The following is a 17,277-nucleotide window of genomic DNA, read 5'->3' on the forward strand; positions in this document are numbered from 1 at the left end:
AGGCTTACCTGATCTCGTCACCCATCACTACGCCACCATCACACACCCGCATCACTACACCCGCATCATCACCCCGACTGAGTGGAGTCACATCGTGCGTTCCCCCCGCCCCTTGGCCGCCACGGCGGCTATCGCCGGCCTCGCCCTCGCCCTGACCGCGTGCGGCAGCACTGGTTCGACCGCCCCCGGCGCCAACGACTCCGCGTCAGGCTCGTCTTCGTCGTCGTCCTCATCCTCTTCCTCGGGCGCCGAACAGCAGTTCCCGATCACGATCGAGCACGCCTTCGGCACCACCACCATCGAGGAGAAGCCGGAGCGGGTGGCCACCGTCAACTGGGCCAACCAAGAGGTTCCCCTCGCCCTCGGCGTGGTGCCGGTGGGCATGGCCGCCGCCAACTTCGGTGACGACGACGGCAACGGCGTGCTGCCGTGGGTCGAGGATGAACTCGAGGACCTCGGCGCGGAGACCCCTGTGCTGTTCGATGAGACGGACGGCATCGACTTCGAGGCCGTGGCGGACACGGATCCGGACGTCATTCTCGCCGCGTACTCGGGGCTGACGCAGCAGGACTACGACACCCTCTCCGAGATCGCCCCGGTCGTCGCCTTCCCGGAGACGGCCTGGGGCACCGACTGGCGGGACATGATCCGGCTCAACAGTCAGGGCATGGGCATGGCCAGCGAGGGTGACGCCCTGATCGAGGACCTCGAGGGCCAGATCGAGGACGAGGCCGCAGAGCATCCCGAGTTGAAGGACGCCTCGGCGATGTTCCTGACCCACGTGGACACCTCCGACCTGTCCGAGGTGAACTTCTACACCGCCCATGACACCCGGACGATGTTCTTCGAGGACCTCGGCATGACCGTCGCCCAGTCCGTGCAGGACGCCTCGGCGGAGACCGAGGCCTTCTCCGGCACCGTCTCGGCCGAGCAGGTCGACATGTTCGATGACGTCGAGGTCGTGGTGACCTACGGTGATCAGAGCCTCGTCGACACCCTGGAGGCCGACCCGCTGCTGTCCCGGATGCCGGCGGTGGAAAACGGGGCCGTCATCTCCCTCGATGGCACCGGTCCGCTGGGCACGGCCGCCAACCCGACGCCGCTGGCGATTCCCTACGTCTTGGAGGACTACGTGGATCTGCTGGCCGAGGCCGCCGCCAAGTCAGAGTGAGGCGTGCTTCCTGGCTGCTGGCCGGGGCGATCGTCCTCGTGCTGCTCAGCGCGGCTTCCGTCGCCATCGGCTCGCGCACGGTGGCCTGGCCCCAGGTGATGGAAGCGCTCGGTGGGCAGGTCGCCTCGCTCGACCACGCCGCCGTCGTGAAACGCCTTCCGCGCACGGTGCTGGCGCTGGTGGTGGGGGCCGCCCTGGGTGTCGCCGGAGCCGTGATGCAGGGCGTCACCCGCAATCCGCTGGCCGACCCCGGCATCCTCGGCGTCAATATGGGGGCGTCCCTGTCCGTGGTGGTCGGCATGGCCTGGTTCGGACTGTTCGAGGCCCAGAGCATGATCTGGATGGCCATTCTCGGCGCCGCGGTGACCTCCGTGCTGGTCTATGCCATCGCCTCGAGCGGCCGTGGCGGGGCGTCCCCCCTGAAGCTCGCCCTCGCGGGGGCGGCGTTGACCGCCGTCGCCACGTCCTTCATCACGGCCGTGGCTCTGCCCCGTGGTGACATCTCCGCCTCCATCCGTTCGTGGCAGATCGGTGGCGTGGGCGGGGCCTCCTGGGACAACACCGCACTGGTGGCGCCGTTTCTGGCCGCCGGTCTGCTGCTGAGCCTGTTGAGCGCCCGCAGTCTCAACTCGCTGGCCCTGGGCGACGACCTCGCCGCCGGCCTCGGTGAACGCGTCATGGTGGCTCGGTCCCTGGCGGCGCTGTCCTCGGTGCTGCTGGCCGGCGCCGCCACCGCCGTCGCCGGTCCCATCGGCTTCGTGGGACTCGTGGTCCCCCACGCGTGCCGACTGCTGGCCGGGCCGGACCACCGCTGGCTCATCCCCTACTCCGCCGTGGGCGGGGCGGCGCTGCTGCTCGCTTCTGACGTGCTGGGCCGGATTCTGGCCCGGCCCTCCGAGCTCGACGTCGGCATCCTCACCGCGATCGTCGGGGCCCCGTTCTTCATCCACATCGTCCGCCAGCGGAAGGTGCGTGAACTGTGACGGCCCTGACTTCACGCCCGACCCTGAGCTCCCAGACCCAGGCCACGGTAACCGGATCGCGTCACCGGCGGCGCCGACGTCGGGCGTGGGTGATCGGCATCCTGACAGTCCTGGTGGTGACCGTCTTCGCCTTGTCCCTGATCCTCGGCCGGACCGTGTACCCGCCGGCCGATGTGCTCGGGGTGTTGCTCGGCCAGGACGTGGACGGGGCCTCGTTCACCGTCGGAACACTGCGACTGCCGCGTGCCCTGCTGGCGGTGGTGGCCGGCGCGTGCTTCGGCTTCGGCGGTGCCGCGTTCCAGACGATGCTGCGCAACCCCTTGGCCAGCCCGGACATCATCGGGATCAGCAGTGGCGCCTCGGCGGCCGCGGCCTTCGCGATCATCGTGCTCGGCCTGGACGGCCCGGTGCGTTCCGCGTTCGCCATCGTCGCCGGACTCGGGGTGGCCCTGCTGATCTACCTGCTGTCCTATCGCGGTGGCGTGGCCGGCACCCGACTGATCCTGGTCGGCATCGGGATCGCCGCCATCCTGACCTCGCTGACGAATTATCTGCTGTCTCGGGCCGGCTCTTGGGACCTGCAGGAGGCTCTGCGCTGGCTGACCGGTTCCCTCAATGGCGGCGGTTGGGAACAAGTGCTGCCGACTCTGGTGGCGTTGGTCGCGTTGGCCCCCGTCCTCATCGGACAGAGCACGAACCTCGGTGCCCTGCAGCTCGGGGATGACACCGCCGCCGGGCTCGGCGTCAGCGTCGGCCGGACCCGCCTGCTCGTGGTCATCGCCGCGGTGGGACTGGTGGCGTTCGCGACGGCGGCCGCCGGACCGATCGCGTTCGTCGCCTTCCTGTCCGGTCCGATCGCCGCCCGGCTCCTCGGTCCGAACGGGTCGGTCCTGATCCCCGCCGCCCTGGTGGGCGCGCTGCTGGTGCTGGTCGCCGACCTGGTCGGCCAGCACGCCACGGGCACCCGCTTCCCGGTCGGCGTGGTCACCGGCGTGCTCGGAGCGCCCTTCCTCTTGTATCTCATCGTCCGTCAACACCGTTCCGGAGGAACACCATGACCACGAGCATCGACGCCGGGAACGGAAACGAGACCGGGACCAGGAACGGGACCGGGACCGGGACCGGACAAGCGAACGCAGCACCGGCGCGGGCCCGCGAGCGCGATCTGCGGGCCGAGGCACTCGACGTCGGCTACGGAGACCGGCACGTCCTGACCGGCCTGGACATCCAGATCGAGCCGGGCACGGTGACCTCGATCGTCGGAGCCAACGCCTCCGGCAAGTCGACGCTCCTGCGGACCCTGTCCCGGCTGCTCACGCCGATGGGCGGCCAGGTACTGCTCGACGGGCGTTCCGTGCACTCGCTGCCCTCGAAGGAGCTGGCCCGCGTACTGGGACTGTTGCCCCAATCGCCCTTGTCCCCGGACGGCATCACGGTCTCCGACCTGGTCGGGCGCGGGCGGCATCCGCACCAGCGGCTGTTCCGGGCGTGGAGTGCGGCCGACGATGCGGCGGTCGCCGACGCGCTGGACGCCACGGACACCGCGGAGTTGGCCGACCGCCCCGTGGACGAGCTCTCCGGCGGACAGCGTCAGCGCGTGTGGATCGCGATGGTGCTGGCGCAGCAGACCGACGTGCTACTGCTCGACGAACCCACCACGTTCCTGGATGTCAGCCACCAGATCGAGGTACTGGATCTGCTCGCCGACCTCAATCACGACCGCGGCACCACCATCGTCATGGTGCTGCACGACCTGAACCTGGCGGCCCGGTACTCGGACCGCCTGGTGGCGCTGGAAGTCGGCGGTGTCTACGCGTCCGGACCGGCCGACGTCGTGCTCACCGAGCAGTGCGTGTACGACGTCTTCGGACTGCGCAGCCGGATCATCACCGATCCGGTCTCGGGGGTGCCCATGGTGGTCCCGGTGGGGCGGCACCGAACTGGGCCGCAACCTCGCTGAGAGCGGTGACTCGGCGCAGTCTCGGGTGATTCGCCAGCCCAGTGGGTAACTGAGTATTGGGCTGAACTCCGAAGGTGTGGGCACCCGCAGCGATCGCTGCACCAATTCCGGTGGCCGAATCCTCGATGGCGATGCAGTCCTCCGGCCGGACCTTCAACAGCCCTGCGGCACGTTGGTAGCTCTCCGGGTGAGGTTTCTGCTGGCGAACCGTGTCACCGGTGACGACGGCGTCGAAGTCCCGTTCTGCCATCCGTTGCGCGAGGTCCCGGCGCAGTGCTGTCGTCCCGGCCGCATAGGTGGCGGTGACCAGCGCGACCGGCACGCCCGCGCGCCTGGCCGTGGCGATCAATTCCACGGCGCCGTCTCGCCACGGCACATGGTCGGCGATGACGGCGGCCAGGGTCTCATGCAGACGACTGACGATCTCCTCGGCCGGCAGGTCCACACCGCGCTCCTGCACCGTCTGCACCAAGCGGGGGATCGGCCACCCCACGATGTCCAAGTCGTCCTTCACCGTCCAGGACAGCCCGTGGGCACGAACGACGTCCCCCACGGCACGCGACCACGCCGGCTCGGTGTCCACGAGAGTTCCGTCCATATCGCACAAGAGCGCCGCCGGTCGCGAGAGCACCGTGGACGACTGGACGGTGCTGAGGTCGGTGGTCGGGTCAGTGGTCGAGTCGACCTTCATCCCAGCGACCCTGCTTTCATCTCGGCACTGCGATTCGGGGCGACATACCCGAGTTTGCGGGTATGGACGCGGGTGCGGTCGGCGCGGAAGTAATCCACGGCAAACTCGATCGGCGTTCCGAAGCGTGCCCGGCAGACGCGGATGACTTTGAACACGGGATCACCCTCGGCAATGCCCATGTACTGTGCGTGCTCCGCACCCGACGGGACGACTTCAATCGTCTCGTCAGACGCCTCGGGGCGCAGACCGTAGACCTCGTCGAACACGTGATACAGCGACGTTTCCAGGGGCTGTCGGAGAAGTCCGGGGAACCTGCGGGCCGGCATGATCGAGGTTTCGACCGACCACGGCTCCCCGTTGGCGCAGCGAGCGCGGGTGACGCGGAAGACATGCCCCTCATCGTCCGGCACGGCGAACAATTCGAGGGCGCGGGATTCGGCCGGTGACGCCGTACCCAGGTGGGCGCTGATCACCTCGGTCGACACGGTAAACCCCTGCTGACGCAGAAAATCTGGGACGGACTGAGAGGTATTGACCTGCCTCTCGATCTTCTGGTCCGCGGCGAACACTCCCCCACCCCGGCCGATCTTGCGCCGGATGCGTCCCTCAGCCTCCAGCTGGACGAGCACCTGGCGCATCGCGTTACGGGTCACCCCGAGCTTGAGCGCCAGTTGACGTTCGTCGCCGATCCGTTCTGTTGCCCGGAACTCGCCCTCCCGCAGCAGCATCAGCATCCGAGTGTAGACATCAACGCTGATGGCGTCCTCCCCGTGCTTTCAAGGCCTCAAGGCGGTCAGGACATCGTCGAGTGTCCCCACCAGGCGATCGATGTCGCTTTCCTGGAAGGCGAGTGTGGGACGCAATTTCAGCACATTTCCCCCGGGCCCGGCGACGGACGTCAGGACGTGTCGTTCTCGCATCTCATCGATCACTCGCAGAGCGAACTCCCGGTCAGGGGTTCGCGAGGCTCGGTCGACGACGAGCTCGAGCCCGATGAACAGACCGCTGCCCCGGACGTCCCCCACTTTCTCGTGCCGGTCCGCAAGAGTCAGCAACTCGTCGCGCACAAGTGTGCCGACCTTTAGAGCATGCTCCTGCAACCGGTCTTCCCGGATGGTCGTCAGCACCGCTTGCGCTGCCGCGATCGAGACGGGGTTGCCACCGAAGGTGTTGAAGTACGGGAACTTTGCGGCAAAGGCCGCCAGCACGTCCGGACGGGCCGCCATCGCGGCGACCGGTATGCCGTTGCCCATCGGTTTGCCCGTGGTGACGATGTCCGCATCGGCGGTGTGCCGGGCGAATCCCCAGAAGGCCTCGCCAGTGCGCCCGAAGCCGGGCTGCACCTCGTCGGCGATGAACAGTCCACCGGATTCATGGACGGCCTCGATGGTCTCGTGAAGGAAACCAGAAGGTCCGGAGTGGACGCCGTCGGACGAGAAGATCGAGTCGATGAGCAACGCCGAGAAGCCGTACTCGGTGGACTGCAAGTCGGTGATGGCCGCTTTCACGTCCGCGGCGAATCGTGCCCCGGCGCCTGGACCCTCACGGTAGAAGTCCGGAGCATCGACCAGTCGTACGACATCACCGATCACCACCCCGGAACCCAGTGACGGCGAGACAAGCGCGGTGAGTTCGGTCGCCCCGTGGTACGCCTCCGATGTCACGATCACCCCACTATGCCCTGTGGCCGCACGTGCCACGCGGAGGGCCAGGTCGTTCGCCTCCGAGCCGGTGCACTGGAACATGATGTTGCCGATGCCAGTGCGACCTGGGGATGGTGCCGGCATCGTGGCGAGGAAGTCCGCAGCGTAATCGAGAATCGCTCCGTGCAAGTAGCGCGTGTGCGTGTTCAGCGTCTGCATCTGCTGATGCACGGCCTCGACGACGGCCGGGTGACAGTGGCCCAGGGAGACGACGTTGTTGTAGACGTCGAGATACCGGTTTCCGTCAGCGTCCCAGACATCGGTTCCTTCGCCCCGCACCAAGTGAACCGGGTTGGAGTAGAAGAGGCGGTACGCGGGACCGAGCAGGTCCTCGCGGCGACGAGTCATGTCGAGGGTGGTCGACTCGAGATTCGAGCCGGGCTGATCGGCGCGGAACGAATTGGCGTCCATGATGCTGGAGAGCATTGTCACTGAAATGGTCCCTACTTTCTGGCCTGCGGGGTAAGTTGCGGATTCACTGGTAGAGGGATTCGAGGTGCTCGAAATGATGCGAAGAACGGGTCAGACGAGGGAGAGCCACGTCCCCCAGCGAGGATCGGCCATCTTTGCGCGGGCCCGTGAGAGCTTCCAGACGCCGTACTTGTGATAGTCGTAATCCCAGTTGTTCTGAAGCTTCGCGTAGAGGCAGCCCCACGTGCCCCATTTGGTGTCCGCCAGGGCCATGTTGACGTGGACACGGGCCACCAGGGATCTGTCGGCCGTGCCGAAGTACTCCTCGACGAGAGCGTTGACTCGTTCGTCGTCGAAGAACATCTCCTGGGCGAAGAGCCCGAGTTCTGAACACCGGTCGTTGTCCCCGCCGAACTCGTAGTCGACCATCTTCAGCGGCCTGCCGTCACTGAGTAGAAAGTTGCCGGGCATCGGATCGTTCTGGCAGAGCACGAAGTCCAGGCCGGATGCCTCTATCGCCGCCCGGGCGGCCCAGGCTTCAGCATGCACGGTGGTGGCAATTGAGGGCAGCGGAACGTCGAACTGATCGACTTGTTCGACGTGTTCGTCGATCATGTCGAAGATGGTTTTCCGGGTACCTATGGGCGGGGACGCGTGCAGGGTCCGGTACAGGCCGATGGCCTGAGAGACGATGGCAGGGTCCTTCATGTCTCCGGTGGTGCAGGCACGGTAGCCTTCGAGGAACTCGATGATCTCGGCGCCGCTGTCAGCATCGTGGTAGATACTCCGGGGGCCGACACCGAGTTCCCCCGCCGTCCGCCCGACCACGTTGGTCAAGGCTCGATCGACATACTCTTCCGTACCCATGCCGGGCACCTTGAGGAAATAGGTGACTGGATCACCTTCAACAGCGATCTGCCAATTGCTGTTCTGCAACCCGCCAGTGACGGGGCAGTACCACAGGGTGCGGTCCCGCCACATCTCGACGGCGCCGAGAATCTCCTCGGCACGCAGTTCGGCGGCGGTCCGGGCCTGGCCGACGACGCGGACTTGGGCATGGTCGAGCACGGCTTGGACGGCCGCCGAAGTGATGGGCGTTCGGTTGCCTGTCTTTCGAGTACCCGGGGTGGTAATGGTCATCGTGGACTCCTAGATAGGTCGAAGGAGGTGCTGTTTCGGAAAGGTCGCGAGGTGAGAGCAGGCGTTACCTCAGATGAGGTGCATCAGGTCGTCCAGCTCGGCAGCACCGAGGGCGATGCGAGCACGGAGGTACTGCCAGTCCGCGAACTTGATGTACTCCTGGGTTCCAGGCTCCAGAGCGTCGTAGCAGCTGCCCAGGAGCGCCCATCGCAAAGAATCCACGGGACCGTATGCCGTGGCGCGAGCGTGGGCTGAACGGTCGTAGGAACCCCACAGCTGCTCGAACGTCTCGTACGATTCGAGGGACGTCATGCTCCACGACGGGCCAGTGAGTTCGGCCAGCAGCGTGCCGACGTCGAACAGCGGATCGGTGTTGGTGGCGACGTCCCAGTCGACGAGCGACAATCGACCGACCTCATCAATGAGCACATTGGACAGGTTGCCGTCTCCGTGACAGGGCACCACGTCGTATCCCGAGGCCAGTACGGCAGCCTCGACCTGGCCAGCCCGTCGCATCAGGTGGTCCAGATCGCTGGGCACGGTAGCCCCGAGATGCTCAGCTTCGGCACGCAACGTGCGCAAGTCCTCGAACACCGTCACGGTGCGGCCCATGGCCGGCAGTTCGCGGACTCGTCGGCGAAGCTCTGCCAGCGGCTCCAGTTGTTCTGGGGTGCGGAAGTCTCCGAGCGTCGCGGTATGGCCGACCACGGTCGACGTGACCAGCACTCCGCTGGCGGGATCGGCAGCGATCACCGCGGGGCTGATGCCGGCGGCCGCAGCATGTGCAGCGGTGGAGAAGACGGAGGCGACGTCGGTGAAGCGTACCGCGGACGGCACCATCACTTTGACAAAGGCCTCGCGCCCGTCTGTTCCATGGAGGAGATACCGCTGGGAATCCGCACCCCACCAGGACGGACTCGCGAAGGTCGGCGTGGCGGGTTCCATCTCCACCTCATCGCACGGTCGCAAACCTGTCGGCAGGATCGCGTCAAGGATCTGCTGCACTTCGGCCGTCGACGCCGGCGTCAAGATGCTGGGGGCGGTCGTTGTCATTGTGCTCCTCCGGTAGTGATGGTGGTGGTGTGACGGACACGCGGCGTGGTCGGCCAGGCCATCTCGAACGGTCGGTTCTGCTCGAGATACAGGCCCAAGCGCAGGACGTCCTGGTCGGTGAACCGTTTGCCGGCGAGTTGCACTCCGATCGGCATTCCACTGGCTGACATGCCGTAGCAGAGGCTGAGCGCGGGCTGGTTGTTGATGGCGAACCAGGCAGTGAACGCACAATGTGCCAAGGGAACCGACTCGTCCAGCCCCACTCGCTCCGCCGGGAACCCCACCGCCGGAATGATGGGGCTGAGTACCATGTCATAACGATCCAGCTGTTCGGTGAAGTGCCGCTGAGTCGCGTGGATCTCCGTCAGATCTCGGCTGTAGTCGGAGGCGGTGAGTCTCCCGGCCACGCGTTCGGCCCAGGCGGTCATCCGCGGATCGATCAGAGCCGCCCGGTCGGCGCCGACCTGTTCGATCTCCACTCGAGCTCGCACCGCATAAACGCGGTCCAGCGTCGGATACGGGTCGCCCCCGGCAAAGTGCCGCGAGGAGATCGCAAACGGAGGAGGCACGTGCTCGACGACGGCGCCGCCTGATCTGAGAACGTCAGCGCACCGGTCGACGGCAGCCAGCACTTCCAAATCGACGTCGGATCCGAAGGCACCGTCGCCCAAGTCCGTCAAGAGGCCCACCCGCAGATGATCGACCTGGACAGGCTCGTCCATTTCATCGGAGATCTCCGCCGGGAGCCCCCAGGAGTCACGGGGATCCGGTTTGGCCAGGACCCGGTACATCTCCATGGCCTCGGCGACAGTCCTCGTCATGGGCCCGGCCGACCGCATCACAGACGAGGGAGCATGACCGACACGACCCTGAGTCGGTTTCAGCGCGACGATCCCGTTGTGCCCCGCCGGCAGCCGGACGGAACCAGCGATGTCCGTGCCCACCGCACCGACGCCCACGCCCGCCGCGATCGAGGCGCCCGCACCGGCCGAAGAACCGCCGGTGTTCTGGGAGGTGTCCCAGGGATTGCGCACGATTCCATAAAGAGACGAAACCCCGGAGGCGGACAGGCCGAGATCCGGCATGGCCGTCTTGCCGACGATCACCGCTCCCGCCTCCCGGAGTCGGGCCACCGGTGGGGCATCCTCGGTCAGGTCCGGTTCGCCGTCGTGTGCGGCCGTGCCATGGCGCCACGGCATGCCCGCTGCGGGTATGGAGTCCTTGATGGTGATCGGCATACCGTCCAGCGGTGAGATGGGAGTTCCGGCCGCCCATCGAGCATCGGCGGCTGCCGCCGACGCGTCGGCTACCTCGTGGTCGACGAAGACCACAGCGTTGATGTAGCCGTTCACGCGATCGATCTGCGCGTACGTCTCTGCGAGGACGCGAGAGGGCGACGTGGTTCCGGCAGCGAACGCGTCGCGGAGTTCAGCGATGGTCCATACGTGCGCGCTGCCTTCGTCGCGGTGTACGCCGGTGGGTTCGGTTGTTGCTGTCATCGGGCCGTCACCGCCCCTTTCCCGCTCGCCCGGCGCTCCGGGCTCGACATCAGAGGCGAACGATGTGGCCGGTCGGCATCGATGACCGCACCACAGACCATCCGCTCGGCGACCCCCCGCAGCACCGACAGACCGCGCAATAGGTCATCGTCGTGGGTGTACTCGGCCTCATGGTGGGATACGCCTTCCACCGAGGGAACGAAGAGCATAACGGTCGGTACCACCTCGCTCAGGGGCACTGAGTCGTGTCCGGCACGGGTGAGCATCCTGCGGTGAGACAGCCGCAGTTCGTCGGCAACCTGTTCGGCGACCTCGATTCCCACCGGTGCATAGGTGGCCCCCGCCCTCAAGTACTCGCTGTGAACCCGGAGATCGACTTCACCGTCAGCGGCGATCTCCGTCAGCGATCGATGGAACTCCTCAGCGACAACCGGAACGAGCTCCGGGCTGTCCGATCGCAGGTCCACGGATACGGTGGCCTTCGAGGCGATCACCCCGGGAGACTCGGGCTCCAGCAGGAGACGGGCCACGGCCGTGAACACCTTCGCCCGATCGGCACGGTGCGCGTGACGGTCGGCGATGGCTCGAGCGGCCAAGACCACTCGAGCCGCACCGACCAGTGCGTCATGACGATCCGACATGTCCGTGGCACCAGTGTGCCCTTGCGCTCCGATGACCTCGACGGTCATCTTGGTCGCGGTCCAGCCGCCGGTGACGACGCCGATCTGCAGCCCTTCACACTCGAGGATCCGCCCCTGTTCGATGTGGATCTCCGCATAGCCGCAGCATTCCGGTGGTTCGTCGTCACCGAGAAAACCGGAGTCGGTCAGCGCCTGGCGCACAGACGTCCCCTGAACATCGTTCACGTCCAGTGTCGAGGCAGCGTCGCGGGCACCGGTGAAGGTCGTCGAGCCCATGATGGACGGCTGGAACCGTGCACCCTCCTCGTTGAACCAGTCGACCACGGCCAAGTTCACCGTCGGGGACAATGAGCCCTCCTGCACCCGGGCTGACACATGGGCGACAGCATGGGCGGCGGCGAGCACGCCGTAGGCGCCGTCGAACCTGCCGGACGTGGGTTGGGAATCCGTGTGGGAGCCGATCAGCACGTAGGGCGCGCCGGGAATGACTGTGGCCGTACCGTACACATTGCCGACTCCATCGACGATCACCTCCAGCCCGAATTCCCGCAGTCGGCCGATCAGCCACATGCGGCTGTCCGTGTGCGAGGTGGTTGCGGCCGGACGGTGAACACCACCGGCGTCGGTAGCGCCGAAGGAAGACAAGATCCCGAAGTCCTCCAGGAATGCTTTCGCTTCGGCCGTACCCGGCATCACCGGTCCAGGGCCGGTGACCCCGTGATCGGTGGTCTGCTGGCTTGCAAGGGTCATTGCTGGCCTCTCTGGGTGATGGGGGCCTCGGGCCGGGTGTCGGATGGGGCTTCGGGCTGGGCTTCGTCCAGGATCTCTTCGGCGTCCTCGACCACGGACGTCACCGCGGGTCGCGAGGCCACGTCGAACAGTTCGTCCACGCGGGCCTTGGCCTGCTCTGATGCTGGGAAGATCAGTGAGAACACGATGTAGCACAGCAAGTTCACGCCGAGGGCGACCATGCCGCCGGTCAGCGATCCAAGCGCCAGGATGTCGTCCGGCCAGAACAGCGTGAGGCCCACAGCCGTGACGAAGCCGGCGATCATGCCGGTCACCGCACCGGCCTTGGAGCCGAACTTCAGGAAGATCCCGAGGAAGAGCGGCACGGCCAGCTGGACGATGCCCTGGTAGGCCATCTGACTCAGCAGCTGCAACCGTTCCATTCCGAAGGTCATGTAGGCGATGGCCGCTGCCAAGATCATGTACACGACCATCGACCCTTTGGAGATGATCATGAGTTGCTTATCGGTCAGGGGACGTTTTTCGGATTGCACGATGTCATTGGCCACTTGCAGGCCGGAGACCTGGACCGAGGCGTCAACGTGCCCCATGGATGCAGCGAAAACCATGGTGACGCCCAGACCGAGCAGCCACGTGCCGCCGTACTCGTTCGTCAGTGTGAACCAACCGGCCTGAGGGTCCGAGGCCACTACGTCCCAGGAGGTCGCGGCGATTCCGACGAGCATGAGCAGGGTGTAGAACACGCCGGAGATCAGCAACGTCATCAACGTCCCTGACTTCACCGAACGGACAGACGAGGCGGTGTAGATCCGTTGGAAGCTGGTCGGCCAGCACATGGAACCGAGCACACCGGTGAAGATGAGCGAGAACAGGTACCACGGGCCGTAGTCATCACCGTCACCGGGAACGTTTAAGATCTCCGCGGGCACCTGGGCCAGAGCGGCGAAGCTGATAGGGCCGCCTGCGAGACCCGAGAGAAGCACCAGGCAGACGGCCGCCGCCCCGGCGTAGGCGACCAGCCCCTGGAACATGTCGGTCATGATCAGGCCACGCATGCCCATTCGAACCGTCCAGTATTGGCGGACCACAATGGCGACCAGGCCGATCACCAGACAAGTTCCGACCGACCAGGCTCCGACCGAGGCGATTTCGAAGATCTCGCCGAGGGCCTGCATACCCAGCACCGTCCAGGGGAAGAGCGATACGACGCCGATGATTGAGGCCACCACTCGCACGGTGGGTGAGGAGAAGCGCAGGGCCAGCAGATCCGGCTGAGATCGGAGTTCGTAGCGCTTGCCCCAGCGCCAGGCCCGAGTGGCCAAGAAGTACATCAAGGCGATACCGAACGTGGAGTAGGCCAGCCCGTAGAGGCCGAACACCCCGGCGCCGGCCGAAATCCCGAAGAATGCGATGAACACGGTGCCCGGCCACCACGAATTCACGTAGCACATGGCCACGTACCACGGCCCATAGGCGCGGCCACCCACAGAGTATTCCTCGAAGGAAGGCTTCTCCTTCTGCCGAGTGGCGTAAAGCACCCAGATCACGATCGCGTAGAAGACGGCGAGCATACCGAGAATGATGATCATCGGGTCACCCCCGTAAGGGTGTCAGACACGGTGGTAGTACCCATGGCTGCAGCACCAGCTCCGGAGGTGGCAACAGCCGCGGCCGGGACAGCGTGTGGGCCGTGTGCCGCCTCAGTTTCACTCTCGTCGAGCTCGCCGCGTACGCTCTCCACCCAATAAAGTGCCCACAGGCTGAGACTGACCATTAGCGCGTCAATCACCCAGTAGGACACCGCGAATGGCATCCAGAGGACCGTGGCGGTCGAACCGGACGCCCAGAAATACAACGGCGGAAAGACGGCGAAGAGTAGGCAGGCGGTATAGATGCCAACAAATACTCCATTTATGACTTTCTTGTTGAGCATTCTAATGAAATTTCTCATCAAAGGTTCCTCACTCGGGTCGACTTGTTTCCAGTCTCCCAACTGTTTCGTTCCACGAAATGAACAAACTGGCTTCCAGGGTGTTACGAGCAAGGGCCGAATGTTAAAGGTTGATTTCCTGTTCACGAGCGGAGTCCTCGATGGCCTCGACCGGTGAGGCCGGGACGGGCGCGTCCGGAGCCCACCCGTACCGTCGCACGAGGGAGGTTGGTGAACCCGCAGGTCATCTCGAATAATGACCACCATGCGCCCTTCCTACCGAGTCGATGTGTTCGCCGATCCCGGATTGCCGTCCCAGGTGGTGTCCCGAATCCTGTCCGCCGAGAGTGCTCATGGCGGTGACCGTGACGGCGACAGTGCCGACGACCGAAAAGGCAACTACCGACTGGCCCTGAACCGGCGTCAGATCCCGCTGCGGCCGGACGGCACACTCGACCTGGAGATCGTGCGGGAATGGGCCCAGCGTGACGAGGCGGATCTGATGGTCATTGTGACGGAGATTCCGCGCCGTGCCGGCCGGCGGCCGAAGATCGCGGCACTGCACTACACCGAGGGACTGGCCATCATCTCCCTGCCCGCGCTCGGGGCCTGGGATCTGTCCACGAAACTTCGCCGCATGATGTTCGCCTCGCTGGATGCTCTGGCCGACAACGAGGTGCCCCGCCGTGACGATTCGCGCTTGGGTTTCGGTGTGGTCCACGAACAGGAGTCCAGTACGGGCCCGTCCGTTTACATCGCCTCACCGTGGTGGTGGCCGGGCCGGCTCAGGCTGGCGTTCGGCATGGTCCGCATCAATGAACCCCTGGCGGCCGCGTCGAAACTGTCCGGCGCTCTAGCGGCGGCATCGGCCACCGGAGCCTTCGGCATCTTCTACTCGTCGATCTGGGAGATGGCGAATGCCCTGCCGCCCTGGCGACTGGGCCTCGTCACCTTGACGGTCGTCCTCGCCATGGTGCTGTGGCTGATTGCCAGCAACGGTTTGTGGGAAACCCGACGGGAACACAGCGACCTCAGTGAGGCCGCGATGTACAACGCCTCCACGGTGATGACCCTGCTCGTGGCGGTGACCCTGCTGTACGCCGTACTGTTCGTGGGCATCTTCATCGCCGGACTGATCATCATCGAGTCCGGCTACCTGGCCCAGACCATCGGGAAGTCGGCCTCGATCGCGAGTTATCTCGAGATCGCCTGGCTCTCCGCCTCCTTGGGCACCGTGGCCGGCGCACTCGGGGCTAGCTTCGACCATGAGGACGACATTCGGAACCTGACGAACGGCACACGCAAGGCACAGCGGTACGAGGAACGGAAAGCCGCCGAAAAGAGAGAGAGCGCCGGCAGCGGCAGCGATCGGGCCTCATCGTGATCCCTTTGTCGAACCACTTACCCGATCACCTACTCGACCGCGAAGACGGCTATGTGGACCTGCGCTCCTACGCTGCTATCGGCAACGGTCGCACCGTCGCGCTCGTGGCCCACGACGGCTCGGTCGACTGGCTTCCCGTGCCGGACCTGGATTCCGCACCGGTCTTCGCCCGACTGCTCGACGCCGGCCGCGGCGGGTACGTCGAGCTGCATCCGGACCTCGAGGCCCTCACCGCGGCGGGCGTCGACGTCACCACGAACCTGCGGACCCACCGCGAGTACGTGGCCGGGACCAACGTGCTGTGCACCACCTACACCACTGCCCTGGGCGTCGTCCGGGTCACCGACTCCCTGAACCTCGGATCCACCGGCGCGCTGCCGTGGTCCGAACTGGCCCGGTGCGTGGACGGGATCAGCGGCGCCGTGCCGATGACGTGGAGCGTGGTCCCGGGCACCATGCTGAACACCGCCTCCCCCTGGGTGCAGCACACCGACCAGGGCCCCGTCATCCGCGTCGGCGAGGTCTCGCTCGGTGTGCTCAGCAACCATGCCGGCCAGCACGACGTCGGCCCGCAGGCCATCCGCGGCCGGTTCACCACGGGCGAAGGTACAGAGCACCTGGTGGCCGTCGTCGGGACCGCGGCGGAGCCGCTGCGGCTGCCCGAACCGGCGGCGATCCACCGCAATGTGGGACTGAGCGTGGATCTGTGGCGACGGTGGGCGGACCTGCTCGAGTACAACGGCCGCTACGTGGACGACGTGCATCGCAGCGCGCTGGTGCTGAAGATGCTCGGCCATAACCCCTCCGGCTCGATCGCCGCCGCAGCGACCACGTCCCTGCCGGAGAACCGAGAGGGCACGAAGAACTACGACTACCGCTTCGCCTGGATCCGCGACGCCGCCTACACCCTGCACGCCTTGCTGCGGCTGGGTGAACAGGAGGACGTGCACGCAGCCGTCTCCTGGCTGCTGCGGCTGGCCCGGGCCCAAACACCGGACCTTCACGTGCTGAACCGACTCAATGGAAGCGTCCCCCAGGCCGGCACCACGGAACTGGACGTGCCCGGTTGGCGCGGCATCGGGCCCGTGGTGACCGGCAACGACGCCGCCGACCAGCTGCAACTCGGCGTCTACGGGGACATCTTCGACATGGCCACGCTCTACGTGGAAGGCGGCAACGTGCTGGACGCGGACACGGCCCGCATGCTCTCCGGGCTGGCCGACGCCGTGTGCGACCGCTGGATCAGACCCGACGCCGGCATGTGGGAGCTGGAAAAGCACCGGCACTACACGAGTTCGAAGATGGGCTGTTGGGTGGCCCTGGACCGGGCCGTCACCCTCGCCGACCGAGGGCACCTGCCCGGGACCGAGGACCGGTGGCGGGCCGAACGCGACCGGATCCGAGCGTGGATCGAGGAGTATGGATGGTCCGAGGAGCGCGGCGCCTACGTCTGGTATCCCGGGACGGACCAGCTGGACGCCTCTGTCCTGCTCCACACGATCAGCGGCTTCGACACCGGTCCGCGCATGTCCTCCACGATCGACGTACTGCGGACCGAGCTGGGGCGCGGGCCGCTGCTCTACCGCTACAGCGGGATGCCCGACGAGGAGGGCACCTTCACCGCGTGCGGGTTCTGGTGCGTGGCCTCACTGGCGCTGGTGGGCCGGCGCGAGGAGGCGGAGAACCTCATGGGCCAGTTGCTCGACCTCTCCAACGACGTCGGCCTGTATACCGAGATGATCGACCCCGAGGACCGCTCCTTCCTGGGCAACATGCCCCAGGCGCTGAGTCACCTCGCGCTGTTGGTCGCGGCCCTGACTCTCAACGGGCAGTGAGGCTCAACAGGCAGTGACGCTCAACCGGCGCTGGTTCTCGACCGGTAGTGACGTTCCTGTGGGTGTGGTGAGGAGTTCCCACGGCCAGCGCTGCATGCGATAGAGTTAGGCAAGCCTTACCTCCAT

The 17,277-nt window shown here is 66.1% G+C and carries 15 protein-coding genes; 6 read left to right on the forward strand and 9 right to left on the reverse strand.

Going from position 1 to position 17,277, the window contains the following annotated elements:
- Positions 1–94: 94 nt before the first annotated feature.
- Genes ACFQQD_RS01705 through ACFQQD_RS01720 form a run of 4 tightly spaced genes read left to right on the forward strand, consistent with a single transcriptional unit; the run spans position 95 to position 4,114 of the window.
- Complete coding sequence (locus ACFQQD_RS01705) at positions 95–1,171, forward strand: iron-siderophore ABC transporter substrate-binding protein (RefSeq protein WP_378085552.1); 1,077 nt, start codon at positions 95–97, stop codon at positions 1,169–1,171.
- Positions 1,168–2,154, forward strand: coding sequence for a FecCD family ABC transporter permease (locus ACFQQD_RS01710; RefSeq protein WP_378085554.1), 987 nt, complete (start codon positions 1,168–1,170; stop codon positions 2,152–2,154). Before ACFQQD_RS01705 ends, ACFQQD_RS01710 begins: the two co-directional genes overlap by 4 nt.
- The gene (locus ACFQQD_RS01715; RefSeq protein WP_378085556.1) at positions 2,151–3,212 is read left to right on the forward strand and encodes a FecCD family ABC transporter permease; all 1,062 of its coding nucleotides are present in this window, start codon (positions 2,151–2,153) and stop codon (positions 3,210–3,212) included. The genes ACFQQD_RS01710 and ACFQQD_RS01715 overlap by 4 nt, the downstream gene beginning before the upstream one ends.
- Positions 3,209–4,114: an ABC transporter ATP-binding protein gene (locus ACFQQD_RS01720; RefSeq protein WP_378085558.1), complete on the forward strand. Its 906-nt coding sequence runs from the start codon at positions 3,209–3,211 to the stop codon at positions 4,112–4,114. The genes ACFQQD_RS01715 and ACFQQD_RS01720 overlap by 4 nt, the downstream gene beginning before the upstream one ends.
- Here the strand turns inward: ACFQQD_RS01720 and ACFQQD_RS01725 are convergent.
- From ACFQQD_RS01725 to ACFQQD_RS01765, 9 genes are all read right to left on the reverse strand, one after another.
- Positions 4,041–4,805 carry an HAD family hydrolase gene (locus tag ACFQQD_RS01725; RefSeq protein WP_378085560.1) on the reverse strand — a complete coding sequence of 255 codons (765 nt, stop codon included), beginning with the start codon at positions 4,803–4,805 and terminating at the stop codon, positions 4,041–4,043. The genes ACFQQD_RS01720 and ACFQQD_RS01725 overlap by 74 nt on opposite strands.
- A complete protein-coding gene (locus tag ACFQQD_RS01730) occupies positions 4,802–5,563 on the reverse strand; it encodes a GntR family transcriptional regulator (protein ID WP_378086084.1) in 762 nt (253 codons plus the stop codon). Before ACFQQD_RS01730 ends, ACFQQD_RS01725 begins: the two co-directional genes overlap by 4 nt.
- Before the next feature lie 18 nt (positions 5,564–5,581).
- Positions 5,582–6,919, reverse strand: coding sequence for an aspartate aminotransferase family protein (locus tag ACFQQD_RS01735; RefSeq protein WP_378085562.1), 1,338 nt, complete (start codon positions 6,917–6,919; stop codon positions 5,582–5,584).
- 111 nt (positions 6,920–7,030) lie between these two features.
- Positions 7,031–8,059: a phosphotransferase gene (locus ACFQQD_RS01740; protein ID WP_378085564.1), complete on the reverse strand. Its 1,029-nt coding sequence runs from the start codon at positions 8,057–8,059 to the stop codon at positions 7,031–7,033.
- A 69-nt stretch (positions 8,060–8,128) separates the two neighbouring features.
- Positions 8,129–9,112 carry a phosphotransferase family protein gene (locus ACFQQD_RS01745; RefSeq protein ID WP_378085566.1) on the reverse strand — a complete coding sequence of 328 codons (984 nt, stop codon included), beginning with the start codon at positions 9,110–9,112 and terminating at the stop codon, positions 8,129–8,131.
- A complete protein-coding gene (locus tag ACFQQD_RS01750; RefSeq protein ID WP_378085568.1) occupies positions 9,109–10,611 on the reverse strand; it encodes an amidase family protein in 1,503 nt (500 codons plus the stop codon). Before ACFQQD_RS01750 ends, ACFQQD_RS01745 begins: the two co-directional genes overlap by 4 nt.
- Positions 10,608–12,002 (reverse strand): hydantoinase/carbamoylase family amidase, encoded by a 1,395-nt coding sequence (locus tag ACFQQD_RS01755; protein WP_378085570.1) that lies wholly within the window; start codon positions 12,000–12,002, stop codon positions 10,608–10,610. The genes ACFQQD_RS01750 and ACFQQD_RS01755 overlap by 4 nt, the downstream gene beginning before the upstream one ends.
- Positions 11,999–13,591, reverse strand: coding sequence for a sodium:solute symporter (locus tag ACFQQD_RS01760; RefSeq protein WP_378085573.1), 1,593 nt, complete (start codon positions 13,589–13,591; stop codon positions 11,999–12,001). The genes ACFQQD_RS01755 and ACFQQD_RS01760 overlap by 4 nt, the downstream gene beginning before the upstream one ends.
- Positions 13,588–13,953, reverse strand: coding sequence for a hypothetical protein (locus ACFQQD_RS01765; RefSeq protein WP_378085575.1), 366 nt, complete (start codon positions 13,951–13,953; stop codon positions 13,588–13,590). Before ACFQQD_RS01765 ends, ACFQQD_RS01760 begins: the two co-directional genes overlap by 4 nt.
- Positions 13,954–14,197: 244 nt before the next feature.
- Between ACFQQD_RS01765 and ACFQQD_RS01770 the strand changes: the two genes are divergently transcribed.
- Both ACFQQD_RS01770 and ACFQQD_RS01775 read left to right on the forward strand, forming a co-directional pair.
- Positions 14,198–15,316 (forward strand): hypothetical protein, encoded by a 1,119-nt coding sequence (locus ACFQQD_RS01770; RefSeq protein ID WP_378085577.1) that lies wholly within the window; start codon positions 14,198–14,200, stop codon positions 15,314–15,316.
- Positions 15,313–17,151 (forward strand): glycoside hydrolase family 15 protein, encoded by a 1,839-nt coding sequence (locus tag ACFQQD_RS01775; RefSeq protein ID WP_378085579.1) that lies wholly within the window; start codon positions 15,313–15,315, stop codon positions 17,149–17,151. Before ACFQQD_RS01770 ends, ACFQQD_RS01775 begins: the two co-directional genes overlap by 4 nt.
- The last annotated feature ends 126 nt before the right edge of the window (positions 17,152–17,277 follow it).

This window comes from Citricoccus sp. GCM10030269, from assembly GCF_042665635.1.
Classification (GTDB): domain Bacteria; phylum Actinomycetota; class Actinomycetes; order Actinomycetales; family Micrococcaceae; genus Citricoccus.

What these genes read in the sequence shown, in the direction of transcription:
- ACFQQD_RS01720 (WP_378085558.1), top strand. Translation starts at nt 3,209, where the DNA reads ATGACCACGAGCATCGACGCCGGGAACGGAAACGAGACCGGGACCAGG.
- ACFQQD_RS01770 (WP_378085577.1), top strand. Translation starts at nt 14,198, where the DNA reads ATGCGCCCTTCCTACCGAGTCGATGTGTTCGCCGATCCCGGATTGCCG.
- ACFQQD_RS01745 (WP_378085566.1), bottom strand. Translation starts at nt 9,112, where the DNA reads ATGACAACGACCGCCCCCAGCATCTTGACGCCGGCGTCGACGGCCGAA.
- ACFQQD_RS01765 (WP_378085575.1), bottom strand. Translation starts at nt 13,953, where the DNA reads ATGAGAAATTTCATTAGAATGCTCAACAAGAAAGTCATAAATGGAGTA.
- ACFQQD_RS01740 (WP_378085564.1), bottom strand. Translation starts at nt 8,059, where the DNA reads ATGACCATTACCACCCCGGGTACTCGAAAGACAGGCAACCGAACGCCC.
- ACFQQD_RS01725 (WP_378085560.1), bottom strand. Translation starts at nt 4,805, where the DNA reads ATGAAGGTCGACTCGACCACTGACCCGACCACCGACCTCAGCACCGTC.
- ACFQQD_RS01755 (WP_378085570.1), bottom strand. Translation starts at nt 12,002, where the DNA reads ATGACCCTTGCAAGCCAGCAGACCACCGATCACGGGGTCACCGGCCCT.
- ACFQQD_RS01750 (WP_378085568.1), bottom strand. Translation starts at nt 10,611, where the DNA reads ATGACAGCAACAACCGAACCCACCGGCGTACACCGCGACGAAGGCAGC.
- ACFQQD_RS01735 (WP_378085562.1), bottom strand. Translation starts at nt 6,919, where the DNA reads ATGGACGCCAATTCGTTCCGCGCCGATCAGCCCGGCTCGAATCTCGAG.
- ACFQQD_RS01760 (WP_378085573.1), bottom strand. Translation starts at nt 13,591, where the DNA reads ATGATCATCATTCTCGGTATGCTCGCCGTCTTCTACGCGATCGTGATC.